Source organism: Arthrobacter gyeryongensis, from assembly GCF_039543785.1.
Taxonomy (GTDB): Bacteria; Actinomycetota; Actinomycetes; order Actinomycetales; family Micrococcaceae; genus Arthrobacter; species Arthrobacter gyeryongensis.
The window spans coordinates 292,262-309,496 of record NZ_BAABKK010000006.1 but is presented as its reverse complement, the minus strand read 5'-3'; the positions used below and the strand labels follow the sequence as shown (position 1 = coordinate 309,496).

The following is a 17,235-nucleotide window of genomic DNA, read 5'->3' as shown; positions in this document are numbered from 1 at the left end:
AAAACCCGGCCCTTATGATCAGGAAAGTAGCTCTGGGAGGCCGCTGGCCCCATCTGCAAGCTGCCAAAACGGCACCCTCTAGGGAGCTGTACGGTCCGGGGAGGTTTCTCGCCCCTGTGCGCCGTTCAAGCAAATGCGCAGACACGGGCGCCCGGGAAGTTACCCGTAGGTATCCCGGGGGCCCCGCCCGTTGACGCTTCGGCCGCCCTTGCGCCAGCTCGGTGCGGTGGGCGCGAGCACTTGAATCGACGTCACTACGCCGTCTCCGAGTTCCCTTCGGAACATGTCCAGGAGGCTGGTGCTTAGGAGCCTGAGCTGTGTTGCCCAGGCGGTGGAATCGCAACGGACATGAAGTGTGGTGTCGGTAAAGCTCTCCGGGGTGCAGTGCGCGGAAATCTCCGGTCCTACCAGGGCATCCCACTCGGCCATCACGGAGCCGACGGCCACTGGTGACGTCCAGCCGCGTTCGGCCACGAGCCTCCCGACGACCTTCCCCAGGCCGAGCGGATCCCGGCCCGTGCCGTGGAATTGGCTGAATCCTCGAGTGTCGCGGACGCCCTTGCGTTTAGGAGCAGCGCCTGTCCGCGGGGCAGCTCGGCGGATTTCGCCGCGCGCGGCGGCGGCTTCGCGCATCCGATTCAAAGCTGATTGGGCAGCGTCGATCTCGTCAGGGTCCCTGCCCGGCTGGCGTCCGCCGGGGCTATCCTTCTCCATCAATGCCTCCGGGCACAACCTTCACGCGTCGTCCCGCCAGTTCTTCGGGAATGTCGGCGTCGACGGCGGCCGTCACCAAAACCTGCTCGGCGCCGGCCACTATTCCAGCCAGTTTACGCCTGCGCTGCACGTCCAGTTCGGCGAAGACATCGTCGAGGATGAGGATGGGAGCCGAACCGCCGGTACGGGTGTCATCGAGCATGACATAGTACGAGGCAAGTCGCAGGGAGAGGCACATGGACCATGTTTCGCCATGGGAGGCATAACCCTTTGCCGGAGCCTGGCCGAGAACCAGTTCAAGTTCGTCGCGGTGGGGTCCGACCAAGGAAATCCCGCGTTCCAACTCCTTGCGGCGCGAGGCTGCGAAGGCCTGGACGTAGCGCTCGGTGAGTTGGTCCACGGACAGCGAGCGGAGGTCCTCAACCCCCTCTGAACCTTCAGTGAGACCCTCGGCGGGTCCGCCGTCGTCGTCCAACACACCCTGGATGGTGGAGCGGTAGACGGCTCCCGCTTCCTTGGATCCATCCGTTAGTTGCGCGTAGGCACTCTTGAGGTGGGGACGGAGGCGTTCCACGAGTTCCAGCCGCGCATGCAGGAGTTCCGCGCCGGCCCGCGCCATATGCTGGTCCCAGACATCGAGCGTTGCTTCGTGGCCCGAGGTGAATTTCCCGGTGCGGGCCGATTTCAACAAGGCGTTGCGCTGTTTGAGCACGCGGTCGTAGTCGCTGCGGGTGGCCGCGTGCACCGGCATGAGGCTGACCAGCAGTTCATCGAGGAACCGCCGGCGGTTGGACGGATCACCCTTGACCAAGGCGAGGTCCTCAGGGGCGAAAAGCACCGTCTGGCAAATGCCCAGTATGTCGCGGGCGCGGACAGGATTTCCACGGTTGATCCGGCCACGGTTGGCACGGCCGGTATTGATTTCGAGCTCGACCACCGTCGATTGTTCACCGCGGACAAGCTTCGCCCTGATCAAAGCCCGGTCCGTACCGAAGCGCAGGAGGGGCGCATCCGTACTGACGCGGTGCGAGCTCAGGGTAGCCAGATACCCGATGGCTTCCATGAGGTTCGTCTTGCCGATGCCGTTGGACCCCACCAGGACCGTGACACCGGGGCCGAGTTTGAGGTCAACCTGCGCGTAGCTGCGGAAATCGGTCAGCGAAAGATGTTCGAGGTACACGCGTACTGCTGGTCGGCCAGGGCCTAGTTGGCCGGACGGGTGGCGTGTCCGCCGAACTGGTTGCGCAGCGCTGAGACCATCTTCATGGCTGGCGAGTTGTCCTCGCGGGAAGAGAAGCGGGCGAAGAGCGCAGCGGTGATTGCCGGCGCCGGGATCGCATTGGCAATGGCTTCTTCAACGGTCCAGCGGCCTTCGCCGGAGTCCTCGACGTAGTCCCCGATGGACGCCAGGCCCGGGTCCTCGTCCAAGGCTTTGACCATGAGGTCCAACAGCCAGGAGCGAACAACCGTGCCCTTTTGCCAAGCACGGAAGGTGCCGGGAAGGTCCTTGATGATGTCCTTTGCAGCGAGCAATTCGTAGCCTTCGGCGTAGGCCTGCATGAGACCGTATTCGATGCCGTTGTGGACCATCTTCGCGTAGTGGCCCGCTCCGACGCCGCCCACGTGGACGAAGCTGTCGGCACGATCGCCTTCAGGGCGGAGGGCGTCGAATACCGGCATGGCGAGTTCAATGTCCTCGTCCGCGCCGCCTGCCATGAGCCCGTAACCGTTCTGCAGGCCCCAGACACCTCCCGAAACACCGCAATCAGCGAAGCGGATGTCCTTGGAGTCCAGGAATGCCGCGTGTTTCTGGTCTTCGGTGAAGCGTGAGTTGCCGCCGTCGATCACCATGTCACCCGCAGAAAGCTTCTCGCCGAGCTCGCTGATCACCGCATCGGTAATGTCGCCGGAGGGAACCATGACCCAGACAAGGCGCGGCGTCGGAAGGGCAGCAATCAGTTCATCAACGGACGCGACGTCGGCAATGTCCTGATTGCGGTCGAAGCCAGTGACCTCGATTCCGCCCTTGCGCATGCGTTCGCGCATGTTGAAACCCATTTTTCCAAGGCCGATCAGTCCGATGTGCACGGTGTGAACTCTTTTCTGCGTTGGTTGTTGTGTTGTCCCGACTGACTCGCAGTTGTTGTCGTTTTGGGCGCCCAGAACGACAACAACTGCGAGTCAGTTGGGGAGGCGGACAGGCATCACGAGGTAGCGGTAGTCGCCTTTGTCATCGCCGTCGGCGTCGACCTGGGCGGTGATCATGGCCGGCTTTGGTGCCGTGGTGAACGAGAAACGCACGAACTTGGTCTCGATTACGCTCAGGCCTTCCACAAGGTAGTGCGGGTTGAAGGCAACTGTGATGTCTTCGCCGCTGAGCTGGGCTTCCAGTTCCTCGGATGCCTGGGCGTCTTCACCGGTACCGGCGTCGAGACTCAGTTGGCCCTGCGTGAACGCCAGGCGAACCGGGGTGTTTCGTTCGGCGACCAAGGACACACGGCGAACGGCCTCGACAAGTTCCTGGGTTTGGACCGTTGCGTGGATCGGGGTGGAGTCCGGGAACAACGACCGGATCTTGGGGTAGTCGCCGTCGACGAGCAAGGAAGTGGTGGTGCGCCCGCCGCTTTCGAAGCCAATCAGACGGCTGTCGTCGTCGGCGAGGGCGAGATGGATGTCGCCGCTGCCACCGAGGGTCTTTGCCACCTCGTTGAGGGTCTTGGATTTCACCAAAGCACTTGTGGAAATCCCCGGAGTGACGGGCTTCCAGGGCACTTCGCGCATGGCGAGGCGGTACCGGTCCGTGGCGAGGAGGGTGATCATGTCATCCTCGATCTCCATCCGGACACCGGTGAGAATCGGCAGGGTGTCATCCCTGCTTGCGGCGATGATGACCTGGGAAACAGCCTGAGCGAAGGCGTCGCCGGGCAACGTACCGCTGATGGCGGGAAGCGCCGGCAGCGGCGGGTATTCGGATTCCGGCATCGTGGCGAGATGGAAGCTGCTTCGACGGCACGTGAGAGTGACCTTGCTGCCATCGGTTTCGATGTCGACAGGAGCCGAGGGCAGGCTGCGGCAGATGTCTGCCAAGAGGCGCCCGGAAACCAGGATGGTTCCCTCGGTGGTGATGTCCGCTGGAATTTCAAGACGGGCCGAGGTCTCGTAGTCAAAGCTCGAGAGACTCACTGTTCCGGCTTCTGCCTTGAGCAGGAGCCCTGAGAGTACCGGAACGGGCGGCCGCGGAGACAAGGACCGGGCTGTCCATGTGACGGCTTCTGCCAGGACATCCCGCTCGACTCTGAACTTCACGGAAGGGTGCCGCCTTTCATTGCTGCTGCCAGTGTTCCACCGGAAACTCCCCCAGGAGTTCCGAAAACCAGCGCCCGGAACCCAAAAGCTGCATGGTCCGCAGCGAGCGAACTACAAAGCAGCGCCAAGGATGGACGCGATGCAGACAGCTTAGCCGGAACTTCGGGCATTAACCCATCCCCGGCTTACTGGCTTGTGGTTCGAAGCAGCCACGGGCTGCGTCGCTGGGTGGGCGGAAGGAGATTGTTATTTGAGGGAATTCATTTTTTTGGGATTAGTAGTGTTAATAACCCCTGTGGAAACTGTGGATAACCGCCTCTGGACCCGCAGTTCCGCGGTTAAGCCCTGTTCACCATATGTGGGTGACAGGGGTTTTAAACAGGGTGTGGACGTGGATAACCCCCAAGCCCGTTTTTAACGATCCACAGACGGCTTAAGGGTTTTAAGCCCATTAACCGTGTTTGTCCCCTTAAGTATCCACAGGCTTATCCACATGTGCCTGTTAATAAGGTATGTAGTGGCCGCTTAGGAATCGCGTTGTTGCTGCTTGATGCGGTTGGTCAGCTCAGTCACCTGGTTGTAGATCACACGGCGCTCGGCCATCAGTTCGCGAATCTTGCGGTCCGCGTGGATCACTGTGGTGTGGTCGCGGCCGCCAAGCTCCTGGCCGATCTTCGGCAGGGACATGTCCGTGAGCTCACGGCACAAGTACATGGCGATCTGCCGCGCGGTCACCAAGGTGCGCGTACGGGACTTGCTGCAAAGCTCTTCCATGCTGAGCTTGAAGTACTCGGCCGTCTGCTTCAGGATCTGGTCGGCCGTGATCTCTTGGGCACCGTCGTCGGTGATCAGATCCTTCAGCACCATCTCGGCGAGGGCCACATCCACGGGCTGGCGGTTGAGGCTGGCGAACGCAGTGACGCGGATCAGCGCGCCTTCGAGTTCGCGGATGTTGCTGGAGATCTTGGAAGCGATGTATTCCAAGGCGTCGTCGGGGGCGGACAATCCTTCGCTCTGGGCCTTCTTGCGGAGGATCGCAATACGGGTTTCGAGTTCGGGCGGCTGGATATCGGTGAGCAGGCCCCATTCGAAGCGGGACTTCATGCGGTCCTCGAAGCCGGCGAGCTGCTTGGGCGGGAGGTCCGAGGTGATGACCACCTGCTTGTTGTTGTTGTGCAGGGCGTTGAAGGTGTGGAAGAACTCCTCGAGCGTGCGGTCCTTGCCTGCCAGGAACTGAATGTCGTCGATCAGGAGCACGTCGACGTTGCGGTACGTGGTCTTGAAGCTGGCGCCCTCGTCGTCGCGGATGGAGTTGATGAAGTCGTTGGTGAACTCTTCGGAATTCACGTAGCGCACCCGGATGCCGCTGTAGAGCCGGCGGGCGTAGTGGCCGATCGCGTGCAGCAAGTGCGTCTTGCCGAGCCCGGAGTCACCGTAGATGAACAGAGGGTTGTAGGCCTTGGCCGGTGCTTCCGCGACCGCGACGGCGGCAGCATGGGCGAACCGGTTGGAAGAACCGATCACGAAGGTGTCAAAGACGTATTTAGGGTTGAGCCGGCCGAATTCGTGCGAAGTACTCGGCGGTGTGGGCTGCGGCTTGGATTCCACGGCAAGGTCGTTCGCGGAAGAGAGTTCGACGGCGGGGGCCGGCTCTTCGTGGATGGGCACCAGATCCGTGTCGACGTCGATCGCGCACCGGATGTCGTCGGAAAAGACGCTGCGGAGGGCATCATCGAGAGCGTCCTTGACTTGCGTCTGGAGGACCTCGCGGGTGAGTTCGTTGGGGACGGCCACCAGGAGGGTGGAGCCGATCAGGCCCTGCGCCTGCGCAAGGATGACGAAACCACGCTGCCGGGGTGTGACGCGATCGTCTTGTTCCAGCAGGCTCAGCACCCGCCGCCAGGAACTTCCGACCGTGTTGGCGTGGTTGGCTTCGTCTACCGTCATCAATTGGTTCCCTCGAGTGCTTGCTTGCCTGGATTGCGGCAGCCGAAGGTCCAAACCATGAGTGGATTCCGAACCGAATCCACAGGGTTATGCACAGTCCGTGGATAATCGGCTACTGAGACACTCTAGGGGATGAAAACTCCAGAAGATAGCTGGGAAGAAGCTTGTGGATAATTACACCGTTGTGGTTCTAAAACAGGGCCTGTGAGCCACTTCATCCACAGGCTGGTGTGGGTAGTTAGCCACAGCTGGGGATAGCGGGCACTGCAGCTCCCGGTTTGACCTGGGGGGTCTTTTTGCCCTAACGTTGTGAAGTCCTATGTGTCCGCTTTTTGACCACCCGCACTTCCGGTAAATCCGGCGTTGGGCGGCGGCGGATACTCAATAAACTTAGCGTCGGCCAGTTCTTCCCCTTTTGATCGGGTGGGCGCACCTTTGATCCACTGGAGTAACTAACGTGAGCAAGCGGACTTTTCAGCCGAATAACCGCCGTCGGGCCAAGAAGCATGGCTTCCGCCTTCGTATGCGCACCCGTGCCGGCCGTGCCATCCTGGCCGCCCGTCGTGGCAAGGGCCGCGTCGAACTGTCGGCCTAAATAACTGACTCGTCGGTCAGCCTTCCAAGCGAGTCAATAGGTGCTAGCCACCCGTAATCGTCTGCGGACTTCTACCGACTTTTCAACAACTGTACGTTCCGGCGTCCGCAATGGACGCCGGAACTTAGTGTTATATACGGCACCTATCGGTGCCGGAGAACCGAGCCGCATCGGCTTCATCGTTTCCAAAGCTGTCGGGAACGCTGTGACCAGGAACCTCGTTAAGAGGAGACTGAGAGAAGCAGGTGCTTTGTCTTTGAAAGGACATGGCACGGGTCTTGCTGTTGTGGTCCGGGCGCTGCCCGCGGCCGCAACAGCGAGCTGGGACCAGCTGCTGACGGATTACAACGCCGCCTTGGCGGCAACCACGAAACGGCTCGGCGGATCCTCTCCGCGAGTTGTTTCGCCCACCCAGGGCACCACAACGGAAGGGACACCGCGTGCATGAGCTGAGCTCCGCCGTCGTCCGCTTCTTTAGAGTCGCTCCGAGGATCCTCGGAACATTTCTGTGGGAGCTGCCACGCAACGTCCTCATCATCTTGCTGAAGACGTATCGCAGGATCATCTCTCCCTTGTACGGCCAGGTGTGCCGGTTCTTCCCATCCTGCTCGGCGTATGCCCTCGAAGCGGTGACGGTACACGGTGCCGTCAAGGGAAGTTGGCTCGCAGTGCGGCGCCTTGCGCGTTGCCACCCCTGGAACGCCGGCGGCGTGGACCACGTCCCCGCCGGACATCGTCACTGGCCCGAAGGCCAGACGCCCACAATTGTTGTACTGAACAACCCGGACCAGTTCCTGGCTGTGTGGTCTGATGAAGACGGTCGCCGCACAGCGGCCTGAGGAAATAGGGAAAACGTATGGACATCTTTGGAACAATTCTGGCCCCGTTCAAGTGGCTAGTGTCCGCGATTATGCTGGGGTTCCACGACGGGCTGAGTTTCATCGGCCTGCCGCCGGAGAACGGCTGGACCTGGACGCTGTCCATCATCGGCTTGGTGCTGGTGATCCGTGCCGCCCTGATCCCTGTCTTCGTCAAGCAAATCAAGGCCCAGCGGGGAATGCAGCTGCTTCAGCCTGATCTGAAGAAGATGCAGGCGAAGTATAAGGGCAAGACGGACCAGCTCTCCCGCCAGGCGATGGCGCAGGAACAGATGGCGCTGTACAAGAAGCACGGCACCAACCCGTTCTCGGCGTGTTTGCCCATGCTGATCCAGATGCCGTTCTTCTTCGCGCTGTTCCAGGTGCTTTCCGGTATCACCCAGGCCCGCCAGAGCGGTATCGGCATCGGCGCCTTGAGCCACGACCAGGTGGTGCAGTTCGACGAATCCAGCATCTTCGGCGCACCGCTCTCGGCTTCCTTGCTCCACGGCGGTGGTCTCCCCGGATCCGATCAGACGATCGTGTGGGTCCTGTCGATCGTGATGATCCTCGCCATGACGGCGTCGCAGTTCATCACGCAGAAGCAGATCATGGCCAAGAACATGTCTGAAGAAGCGATGGCCAGCCCGTTCATGCGCCAGCAGAAGATGATGCTCTACATCCTGCCGCTCGTCTTCGGTGTGGGTGGCATCAACTTCCCCATTGGTGTGCTCATCTACTGGACCACCACCAACTTGTGGACCATGGGCCAGCAGTTCTTTGTCATCCGCCGCATGCCGACGCCGGGATCCCCCGCAGCGAAGGCGCTTGCCGAGCGTCGCGCCGCCAAGGGTTTGCCGTCCCACCCCCTTCTGGGCGGTAAGAAGGACGCAGACGTCGCTGCTGAAGTGGCCGCCGTCGAGGTCAAGGCCCAGCAGCGCATCCAGCCACAACGTAAGAACAGGAAGAAGAAGTAATGTCTGTTGAAAGCACCGAAGAGGCAACGGCCGCTGCCGCCGAGGAACTGGCAGAAGCCACAGAAGAAACTTCCGAAGAAGGCGCTGCTGACGGTAAGGGCACTTCCGTGAGCCGCCTCGAGGAAGAGGGCGACGTCGCCGCAGACTACCTTGAGGAACTCCTCGACATTGCCGACATCGACGGCGACATCGACATCGAGATCCGCAATGGCCGCACCTACATCTCCATCGCGGCTGAAGACGACTCTGAGGGGCTTGAGAGCCTGGTAGGCCGCGACGGTGAAGTGCTCGAAGCCCTTCAGGAACTCGCTCGCCTGTCCGTGCTGTCGGCGACCGAGAACCGCTCGCGCCTGGTGCTCGACATCAACGGCTACCGCAAGGAACGTGCCGGCGATCTGCAGCAGATTGCCGAAGACGCCGTCGCAAAGGTCAAGGAAACCGGCGCCTCCGTTGCACTTGCACCTATGAGCGCCTACGAACGCAAGATTGTGCACGACGCTGTCGCGGACCTCGGTTTTGTATCCGAGTCTGAGGGCGAAGGCGCCGGCCGCCACATTGTGGTTTCGGCCGACTAACGGATCATGGTTGAAATCACGGCAGCCGAACTGCAGGCGGCAGAAAAGATTTTCGGTGACCGGCTTGGTCTCGCCCAGCGCTATGTAGAGCATTTGGCGACGTCAGGAACTGAGCGCGGGTTGATTGGCCCGCGCGAGGTTCCCCGCCTGTGGAGCCGGCACGTTCTCAACTGCGCGGTCATCGAGTCGGTGATTGCCCACGGAAGCCACGTTGCGGACGTTGGTTCCGGCGCGGGGCTTCCCGGCTTGTGCTTGGCAATTGCACGTCCCGACCTTGAACTCACACTGATCGAACCGCTGGAGCGACGCGTCATTTGGCTTCAGGAAGTAGTGGACGACCTCGGGCTGGGCAATGTCACGGTCATGCGCACCCGGGCCGAGCTCGCGGTGGGGATGGTCGACGCGGACGTTGTCACGGCCAGGGCTGTCTCCGCCCTCACCAAGCTGGCTGGCTTGACCATTCCCTTGCTCAGCGGCAAGGGTGAAGTGGTTGCGATCAAGGGCCGCAGTGCTGCCGAAGAGATTGAGCAAGCAGCAAAAGTGATCCGCAGGCTCGGCGGCGTGGAAACGTCCGTCGTGGTTTGCGGACAGGAGCTCCTGGAAGAACCCACCACAGTGGTGAGGATCGTCGTTAACAAACAGCGGAAGATCGCTTAGCTTCGGCGCTGTGTCCCGCGTGTCCGCAACTGAGCGGTTAAGCTAGAGAACGGCAGCTAGAGCCGAATGAGAGTGAGAGTGTGACAGTGGGCAGTAGCGAAACCTCCACCCAGCGGATCCCGCCATTTATTTCCTTGGGGTCGGCTCGGGCCATGGCTGCACCATCGGCGTCCTTTGAGTCTGCGCTGATGCGTACCAATTCGGTTGCGAACGTCGCTGTTTCACGTGAAACCTTGATCGTCGGACACGACAACGTCATGGACTCCATCGACGACTCCAGCCCCATTGCGCGCCAGCTCGCCAACGAGACCCGACGTCGCGAGCGGTTGGTGGGACGCGAGCTTCCCAAGCCGGAAAAGACCCGTATTTTTACCGTGTCCAATCAAAAAGGCGGCGTCGGTAAGACCACCACGACTGTCAATATTGCGGCCGCCTTGGCTTCCGCGGGACTCAATGTCCTGGTGATCGACATCGATCCCCAAGGAAACGCGTCCACCGCTCTTGGTATTGAACACCACGCCGACGTCGACAGTATCTATGATGTGCTGATCAACGACCTCCCACTGCGTGACGTTGTGGCACCTTGCCCTGATATTCCCAATCTCATCTGCGCGCCGGCCACCATTCACCTTGCGGGCGCTGAGATTGAACTGGTATCCCTCGTGGCACGCGAGCAGCGCCTGCGCCGCGCAATCGATGTGTATTCGAAGGAACGCGCGAAGAACGGTGAAGGGCGCTTGGACTTCATCTTCATCGACTGCCCGCCCAGCCTGGGCCTGCTGACCGTCAACGCATTCTGCGCGGCAAGCGAGGTACTCATCCCGATCCAATGTGAGTACTACGCACTGGAAGGCCTGAGCCAGCTCCTCAAGAACATCGAAATGATCCAGAAGCACCTCAATGCTGATCTGGTCGTTTCCACCATTCTTCTCACTATGTACGACGGCCGCACGAATCTCGCCGCACAGGTGGCTTCCGAGGTCCGTCAACATTTCCCGGACCAGGTCCTCGGTGCCGTGGTTCCCCGCTCCGTGCGCATCTCGGAAGCTCCGAGCTATCAGCAGACGGTAATGACCTACGATCCCTCATCCAGCGGCGCGTTGTCCTACATGGAAGCCGCCGCGGAAATCGCCGAGCGCTAGACTTCCTTAATCACTGCAATATCCTTGGCGGGCTCTATTCTTGCCATTCCACCGGAGGGACATACTAATGAGCGAAAAGCGACGAGGCCTGGGTAGGGGTCTTGGGGCTCTCATTCCCAGCTCCGCTTCGGCCGGTGCATCGGGCAATGGCGTTCCGACATCCCGCCCGGTTGACCTTTTCTTCCCGGAGGCGCGTAAGGCCCCGGAGACGGTGGACAAGGCTGAGGTTCCTGAAACCGAAGTAGCGAAGAGCTCCCCCTCGCGGGGATCTTCGTCCAAGAGCACGACGGCGGCAAAGACTCCTGCGGCGAAGTCGCCCGCCGCTAATGTTAGCTCTCGTGAAGAACAGTCCGCGCCTGAGCCCGCTGACGTTGTTTCTGAGTCGCTTCCCGCCGATGCGCCCGAGGTTCAACTAGTCGAAGTTCCCGGGGCGCGCTTTGCCGAAATCCCCGTCGGGGACATTCATCCCAACCGCAAGCAACCCCGTAGCGTCTTCGATGAGGACGACATGGCGGAGCTGGTTCATTCCGTCAAGGAAATAGGCGTCCTCCAGCCAATTGTTGTACGTACTTCAACCGAAAAGGGTGGAGAACCGTACGAACTGGTGATGGGTGAACGGCGCTGGAGGGCTGTACAGGCCGCCGGGCTCGAAACTATCCCGGCGATTGTCCGCGATACAAATGATGACGACCTCCTCCGCGATGCTTTGCTGGAGAATCTCCACCGCAGCCAACTGAACCCCCTGGAAGAAGCGGCTGCCTACCAGCAACTCCTGGAGGACTTCGGTACCACCCATGAACAGTTGGCAGATCGGATCGGACGCTCGCGGCCGCAGGTGTCTAACACCCTTCGCCTGCTGAAACTTCCTCCGCTAGTGCAGCGACGAGTTGCGGCCAGCGTGCTGTCGGCCGGCCACGCTCGTGCATTGCTGGCTCTCCCGGACGCGGCCGCGATGGAGCGTCTCGCCCAGAAGATTGTTTCCGAAGGAATGTCCGTACGGGCCACTGAGGAAGCGGTGACGTTGTACCAGGATCCTACGGTGCCGCCGAAGAACAGCATTCCGCGCCCCAATGCCCGCCACGAGCGCCTCGACTACCTTGCGTCTTCTCTTTCCGATCGACTGGACACCAACGTGAAGATCACCTTGGGTGCGCGAAAGGGTCGAGTCAGCATTGAGTTTGCCAGCGTTGAAGATTTGAACCGCATCATGGATGTTCTGTCCCCCGGGGATGAAGGCTAGGCGTTCAATTCCTACGAAATTGGGGTTTGCTTCTATTGAGGCAGGCTCCATTTTCATTTAATGGTTGCTCTTGGCTCGTAGGAACGCAGTTGTCCCTTTAGCCATCTTGATCGCTCAAGGAGTCTGCCGGGTGGGGGCTCCCAGGGTTGGCATGGGCTGTGGCAATCTGCGATCGCGTGCTTATGCCGTTCGTGCGGCCCGGTTGGGGCCACTCTCCAGTGGATGGATGGCGGCAGACCTGGGGTGATCGACGCATCGCTGAGCCGTTGGTGTGTCTCACGTGAAACGGTCGGCCGCATTTCGAGTTGGCCGAGAAGTGCCGGCGTGGCAGATTTCTTCGATCCCCTGGGCGTCGGATTCTGGCGGCCGGCTTCCTCTGCGAGCACAGGCCTTCGCGTTTCACGTGAAACAACAGGGCTCGCTCCTTTCAATGGATCTTCGCCGGGGCCTCCTACGCACTTCGGGGTCTCGCTCGATTCTTCCTGGTCGATGCAGTAATCAGGCGCCCTTGCTCGCTCCGGTGCTGAGGCATCCGGAGTAGCTCCACTCCCCACTTCCGCGTCGGGCCGCGGAAGGATGATTTTCAGGGCAAGATCTGGAGAAGGCCAAACTCGCCAATCCCGCCCGCACGCCTCCCGACCTTGCTCATCTACTGCGGCCAATGTTGGCGCGAGGATCCGAGCATGTTGCGCATATGAAGTCAGTGCCTTCTGGGTGCAATGAGGTGCCGGATGTTTCACGTGAAACAGTTGTCCGGCTGACCAGCGACCGACGAGCGCAGCTCGGATAGTGCGTGGTTACATGGGCTAGTCCGAACGTCGGTCCGGGCCGGACTCTCTTGGTGGTGTGTTTCACGTGAAACAGACCGCCTCAGCCTGGTCCGGGATCGATTCACTGACGCATGGCCAGTTAATTGGTAGTTGACTCGCAGTACGATGTGAATGGTCGACGACTCTGGTCAACGAGAGGGCCCGGAGGCTGGATGCCTCTCGGCTTCCCGTGTCCACTCACTGTCTAGAAGGGGATCCCGGGCTTTCGGCCGCAAGCGTAAGGATGCCCAAAGGAACGCGGCGACTTCGGTTGGAGACAGTGGAGGAAGCTTCCTGTTTCGGTCTCGGAAGTAGATCGATCCGCGCGGCAGGAGGCACGCCTCGTGGGGACGTCTGACACTGACTCTCGAACTTGCGGGAGTCTCCTGAGGCGAATTGGCTTCAGCGTGAGGTGATGTCCAACCAGTTCCTTGCTCGCGTCGGGCGATAGCCGGTGCTGGGTATTGCTGCTGCTGTTGACGCACACGAGTGGTTGCCGCGTTAGACGTCTTTCTGGGCGCATGGGGCTGCGGATACCCGCAGGCTCTGGCGCTGGCTGGTAGGAAGTGTCAGGGGCGTGAGCTGGCCGCGACCGGAGTCCCTTAGTACGCTGATATCCGCGGCGGAGGAGTGACTGTAGCCGGAGACAGCTCCCCTGTTCGCTTGACCATGAGACCGACACAAACTAAGCGTTCCGGCAGCTTATTACGCTTCTATTGGGACTGATGAGCCTGGTTCAGGCCAGATCCGTCCATCAGCGTTTTTACATCCTCGATGCAGGGACGGGCCCTGGATTCTTGATGAATGTCCGGACCCGTAGGAAGATTCTTCGCCCGGATTTCGACGGTTGGGCCGGGAGACAGAGGTCAGTGTTGCCAGCGGGCAAGACACAATGAGTGCAGCCCGCCTGTAGTCGCTGGCGGCTCTGGGTTTGTGTTGGCGTTGTCCGTGCTGGAGCCGAGACTGGTGCCCACGGCAGCAGTCGGACAGGTCGGTTATGTCCTTGATGCCAGTCGTGGTGATCGTTGGTATGAAATGGTGGCACCACCGTAAGCCTCAAGTGCGCCATGCCAGGATCTCCCCCGAGCTTTGAGCAGCCCCACCGACTCTCGTGTCGCGGCGCTTCGACTGCTTATGCACGTTGGCTCGCCTGCGGGTCCGCGGGGTGTGACTGACCCTAGACTAGCTGCGTGGAAAAGCACTCGTAGGAAGAGTGACATCAACACCGCAGTCCGTGGCGTGTACGGCGTTAGCCCCGAGCTGCGACGCTCGTGCTTGGGCGAATCTGAGCGACGCATCTGCGGAATGCCTAGCGCAGACTCGGCAGGTGAACCCCTGCTTGTTCAATCGGTGTCCGAGTTTTGAGGGGCGCGAAAGTAGAAGGTTGAGGCTCTAGCTGGGGTGAGAGTTGGAGCATTGAGACTTCGCAAGCCGCAGCGTCGCGGCAGGCGGCTGGAACTATTGACGGTCCCGGACAGTGACGCTCGCGCGAAATCGAGGCGCAGTGTGAGGGCCTTCTAGGCATGTGAAGGAGAAAGCCTACTCGGCTCGCGCGATGCCCACACCTTCAAGGGTCTGTTGAAAAGTCGGAAAACAGCGGTGGATATCCCTGTGGATAACTTTGTTGATAAGTCGGCGCGGTTGAGGGGCCAGTGGTATGCACTCAGCGTGTCTCTATCCGAACGGTAGATGCACTCGCGCCGTGTTCGTCTTTTTCAATGACTCTGTTTCACGTGAAACAGAGCCATCATTCTCGAACCGCCGATTTTCACGCAAAATTGGCCCAATTTCGGCGGATTTCCGGCTTTCCGCGCCGATTTCTGACGCAGGCTAAACCTGGTTCTATATGGGAGGGGGCGCGTCGCATCAGTTCGCGCTGATCGCGCTTCTTACCGGGCGGCGAGAGCTACTCGGACTGACTCTGTCGGGCCGTGGATATCGCTGTGGATAACTATGTGCATAACTTTGGACCCGACGGTGGATATCCTTTGCAGCCTCGATGCGTCTGGTGTGGAAGGCCGGCCCGATGTTGTGCACTAGCCCCAGCATCTCGGTCAGCACTGTCCGGACTCTGGCTGGCTATCGGGTTCAGCGTGATCAAGTCTGGGCACCATGATCATGGCACGTTTCACGTGAAACAATGGGCGGCGATGACTGGCGCATTCTCCAAGCTGGTAGCAACACTGCGTCGCGACTGCTCATCGGCACGGCGTCAAGACACGACGAGGCGGAAGCAGCGGCGACGACTACGTGGCTGGAGTGCTCGCATCCAGCGGATCGCACGCCGCTCTTACGTTGAGGGCAGTTCATTCATGACGTGGGTATGCCCGCGACCAGGTGCCCGTTCTGCAGAATTGGTGAAGAGCCACTTGCGGCTCTCAAACGGTTTTTTCCACCACGGGCGCCGGCATAGCGCGAGCTCAAGGCAGGACATTGAGCCCAAAACCAGCGCGCGATCCGCAGACTCACGCGAGGCGAGAAACCCTCGGCAAAGGGAATCACCGACCGGTGTTCAGCCGTTTGAATCCTCAGTCTTCCGCCCCGGCAATACGAACTCGTCTGCCAGCATCCAGATAGCTTGCGCTTCTGACCAAACCGGGAAGTCCGATCACCTTGCCACGCCCAACCCTCCCGCGTTCGAAGCTTCTAGCGCCAGCCCTTTCCACCGCCGGAGAGTGCAGGCGTGCGAAGGCTAATGGAGGCTGCCTGACAGAGGCTGATTCATCGTCAGTTGTCCTTTCGCGGCTGGATGATCGTCCGGTGAAGCCGCCGCTGCTACGTGTATGGCTTCGTGACGCCGGGTTAGTGGTGGGAGTTAGGAGAGGGGTCCGTCGAACCCCTGGGCTGTAGTTCGATCCGAAGAAGGTGGGCGCCGGCCACAACGCCGCGGCTCGGGGTCAGACGACTTGGCTATGGCATCGGTGTGTAGAACGGCGTCCGGGCCGTCCTGGACCGGGTCCAAGCTAGTGCCGGGTGCGGGGGTTATGGCTAGGGCTGTGTCTTTGGGTTCATGAAGGCCCGGCCTGGCCAATTCGGGCGGAACCGCTTGATGGTTTGCGAATATGACCTGCCTATCGAGCGCAGCATTTGAGGACTTGGCCGTCCCCATCAGACCCTATTCGCGCCGTCAATCGCGATTCAGTCGCCGCCCACAGAGAATTGGAACTCAGGAGGCTTGGCTCTCTTCCGGTCGCCGCCGTGGCCTGGGGTATCCAGTACGGATAGCTCTATGCCGTGCCATCGCTGATTGATGGCTCCGATCCCAGTAGTTGAGCTAAAAGCGTCTGTTTCGAATCTCGCCGACCCCACAATCCGAGCTGTGTACTAGAAGTGCGGGAGGCCGCCCTTCTAGGTATGCGAGTACATAGCGCGTGTGGACGCGAGGCAAGGCAATAGACACTCGCTCGGGGATTCTGCGCCTGATGTGTCTGCGCAGCCCCGACCCGCAAGACTCGATAAGGATCAAAAGGCCAAATGGCGGGACTCGCATCCTGCTGTAGGGCCGCGGACGGCTCAGCCTCCGCTCAGAACCCTGTCGTGGGGCTTCTACCCGCGCTGTCGGTATCCGGAGTGTCCAACTGCCACCGGAAGGTGTCGATGTCTCTGTAGAGATGACGGACTGCGTTCCGGAGTCCGGAAGATGATTGATGCTAAGTTAATCAATCTAAATAAGTTACCGGCAACGGTTTCTTCGACCAGCAGCTCCGAAGTCGGGCGCGGCGGAGCACCTGCTCTTCGCTGTGGCCCTGCTTCTATACGTTTTGAATAGTACAGTCGCGTAGTGGGGAACAAGGCGAGTAGCCTTCGCATCCGCGAGACATAGCTAACTCTTTTCGACCGACTCGAATCATGCGCGTGATGCTTCTCTGCTTCTTAAGCTGAACGCGAGCCACGGCGCGTGGGCGTGCCGGTGTTGGTCCGTGGCGAAGGACGCGCGCGAGGTCGCACCGGGTCCTGGCCGATGAGGATATGAGAATGAAGTTCGGGCCGCCACTGTGTTTCACGTGAAACATGGAGCTCGGAAGGGTTTCCGCAGGACTCCCCCAACTATCAGTGAAGGGTGACCGGGGATCAGTCCCTTGGCTAGGGGCGCCGCAAGGAGCTTGCAAGAAGATGCGATCGTAGGGTTCGAGGGTTCGAGGGGTCGGGAATTCAGGGTAAGTTGGACACGCCACCACCGTCAACAGGCAGGTCGGCCAGGCCTGTAGCCCCTACAACGAGGAGTGGCTTACGCTCCACGTGTAACCTTACGAGTGCAACTCCCGCGTGGTTTGTGCGTGCTGAACTTGGACACCAAATCGCGCTTAGGAGACTATCGAGGCGTTAGCCATGTTTCACGTGAAACGGTACACGGGCCGTGCGCATGCGAGATTCGACTTCGAACCGAATTCGAAAATTCAGAGCCGCGGCACTCCA

General features: G+C 60.5%; 13 protein-coding genes. 8 read left to right on the top strand and 5 right to left on the bottom strand.

Annotated features, from left to right (window positions below):
- Window positions 1-159 precede the first annotated feature (159 nt).
- From ABEA18_RS05375 to dnaA, 5 genes are all read right to left on the bottom strand, one after another.
- Entirely contained in the window at window positions 160-714 is a 555-nt protein-coding gene (locus tag ABEA18_RS05375; RefSeq protein ID WP_234752970.1) for a DciA family protein, read from the bottom strand.
- Window positions 701-1,894, bottom strand: a complete 1,194-nt coding sequence (gene recF / locus ABEA18_RS05370; RefSeq protein WP_345448262.1) for a DNA replication/repair protein RecF — start codon at window positions 1,892-1,894, stop codon at window positions 701-703. Before recF ends, ABEA18_RS05375 begins: the two co-directional genes overlap by 14 nt.
- 23 nt (window positions 1,895-1,917) lie before the next feature.
- Window positions 1,918-2,877, bottom strand: a complete 960-nt coding sequence (gene gnd / locus ABEA18_RS05365) for a phosphogluconate dehydrogenase (NAD(+)-dependent, decarboxylating) (RefSeq protein ID WP_425550483.1) — start codon at window positions 2,875-2,877, stop codon at window positions 1,918-1,920.
- Window positions 2,878-2,895: 18 nt separating this feature from the next.
- Entirely contained in the window at window positions 2,896-4,020 is a 1,125-nt protein-coding gene (gene dnaN, locus ABEA18_RS05360; protein WP_059388865.1) for a DNA polymerase III subunit beta, read from the bottom strand.
- 525 nt (window positions 4,021-4,545) lie between these two features.
- Window positions 4,546-5,967 carry a chromosomal replication initiator protein DnaA gene (gene dnaA, locus ABEA18_RS05355; RefSeq protein WP_345448260.1) on the bottom strand — a complete coding sequence of 474 codons (1,422 nt, stop codon included), beginning with the start codon at window positions 5,965-5,967 and terminating at the stop codon, window positions 4,546-4,548.
- A 457-nt stretch (window positions 5,968-6,424) separates the two neighbouring features.
- Between dnaA and rpmH the strand changes: the two genes are divergently transcribed.
- From rpmH to ABEA18_RS05315, 8 genes are all read left to right on the top strand, one after another.
- Window positions 6,425-6,562, top strand: a complete 138-nt coding sequence (gene rpmH / locus ABEA18_RS05350; RefSeq protein ID WP_011776797.1) for a 50S ribosomal protein L34 — start codon at window positions 6,425-6,427, stop codon at window positions 6,560-6,562.
- A gap of 40 nt (window positions 6,563-6,602) precedes the next feature.
- Window positions 6,603-7,010, top strand: a complete 408-nt coding sequence (gene rnpA, locus ABEA18_RS05345) for a ribonuclease P protein component (protein WP_236813924.1) — start codon at window positions 6,603-6,605, stop codon at window positions 7,008-7,010.
- On the top strand, window positions 7,003-7,401 hold the full coding sequence (gene yidD, locus ABEA18_RS05340) for a membrane protein insertion efficiency factor YidD (RefSeq protein WP_425550475.1): 399 nt from the start codon (window positions 7,003-7,005) through the stop codon (window positions 7,399-7,401). Before rnpA ends, yidD begins: the two co-directional genes overlap by 8 nt.
- Before the next feature lie 17 nt (window positions 7,402-7,418).
- Window positions 7,419-8,396 (top strand): membrane protein insertase YidC, encoded by a 978-nt coding sequence (gene yidC / locus ABEA18_RS05335; protein ID WP_345448258.1) that lies wholly within the window; start codon window positions 7,419-7,421, stop codon window positions 8,394-8,396.
- Window positions 8,396-8,971, top strand: a complete 576-nt coding sequence (locus tag ABEA18_RS05330) for a Jag family protein (protein ID WP_345448257.1) — start codon at window positions 8,396-8,398, stop codon at window positions 8,969-8,971. Before yidC ends, ABEA18_RS05330 begins: the two co-directional genes overlap by 1 nt.
- Before the next feature lie 6 nt (window positions 8,972-8,977).
- Entirely contained in the window at window positions 8,978-9,628 is a 651-nt protein-coding gene (gene rsmG / locus ABEA18_RS05325; RefSeq protein ID WP_345448256.1) for a 16S rRNA (guanine(527)-N(7))-methyltransferase RsmG, read from the top strand.
- A gap of 86 nt (window positions 9,629-9,714) precedes the next feature.
- Entirely contained in the window at window positions 9,715-10,770 is a 1,056-nt protein-coding gene (locus ABEA18_RS05320) for a ParA family protein (RefSeq protein WP_345448255.1), read from the top strand.
- 67 nt (window positions 10,771-10,837) lie between these two features.
- Window positions 10,838-12,010: a ParB/RepB/Spo0J family partition protein gene (locus ABEA18_RS05315; RefSeq protein WP_345448254.1), complete on the top strand. Its 1,173-nt coding sequence runs from the start codon at window positions 10,838-10,840 to the stop codon at window positions 12,008-12,010.
- Window positions 12,011-17,235 lie beyond the last annotated feature (5,225 nt).

Excerpts from the sequence above, each read along its gene's own strand:
- ABEA18_RS05330 (WP_345448257.1), top strand. The coding sequence starts at position 8,396 with ATGTCTGTTGAAAGCACCGAAGAGGCAACGGCCGCTGCCGCCGAGGAA.
- yidC (WP_345448258.1), top strand. The coding sequence starts at position 7,419 with ATGGACATCTTTGGAACAATTCTGGCCCCGTTCAAGTGGCTAGTGTCC.
- dnaA (WP_345448260.1), bottom strand. The coding sequence starts at position 5,967 with ATGACGGTAGACGAAGCCAACCACGCCAACACGGTCGGAAGTTCCTGG.
- rsmG (WP_345448256.1), top strand. The coding sequence starts at position 8,978 with ATGGTTGAAATCACGGCAGCCGAACTGCAGGCGGCAGAAAAGATTTTC.
- ABEA18_RS05375 (WP_234752970.1), bottom strand. The coding sequence starts at position 714 with ATGGAGAAGGATAGCCCCGGCGGACGCCAGCCGGGCAGGGACCCTGAC.
- ABEA18_RS05315 (WP_345448254.1), top strand. The coding sequence starts at position 10,838 with ATGAGCGAAAAGCGACGAGGCCTGGGTAGGGGTCTTGGGGCTCTCATT.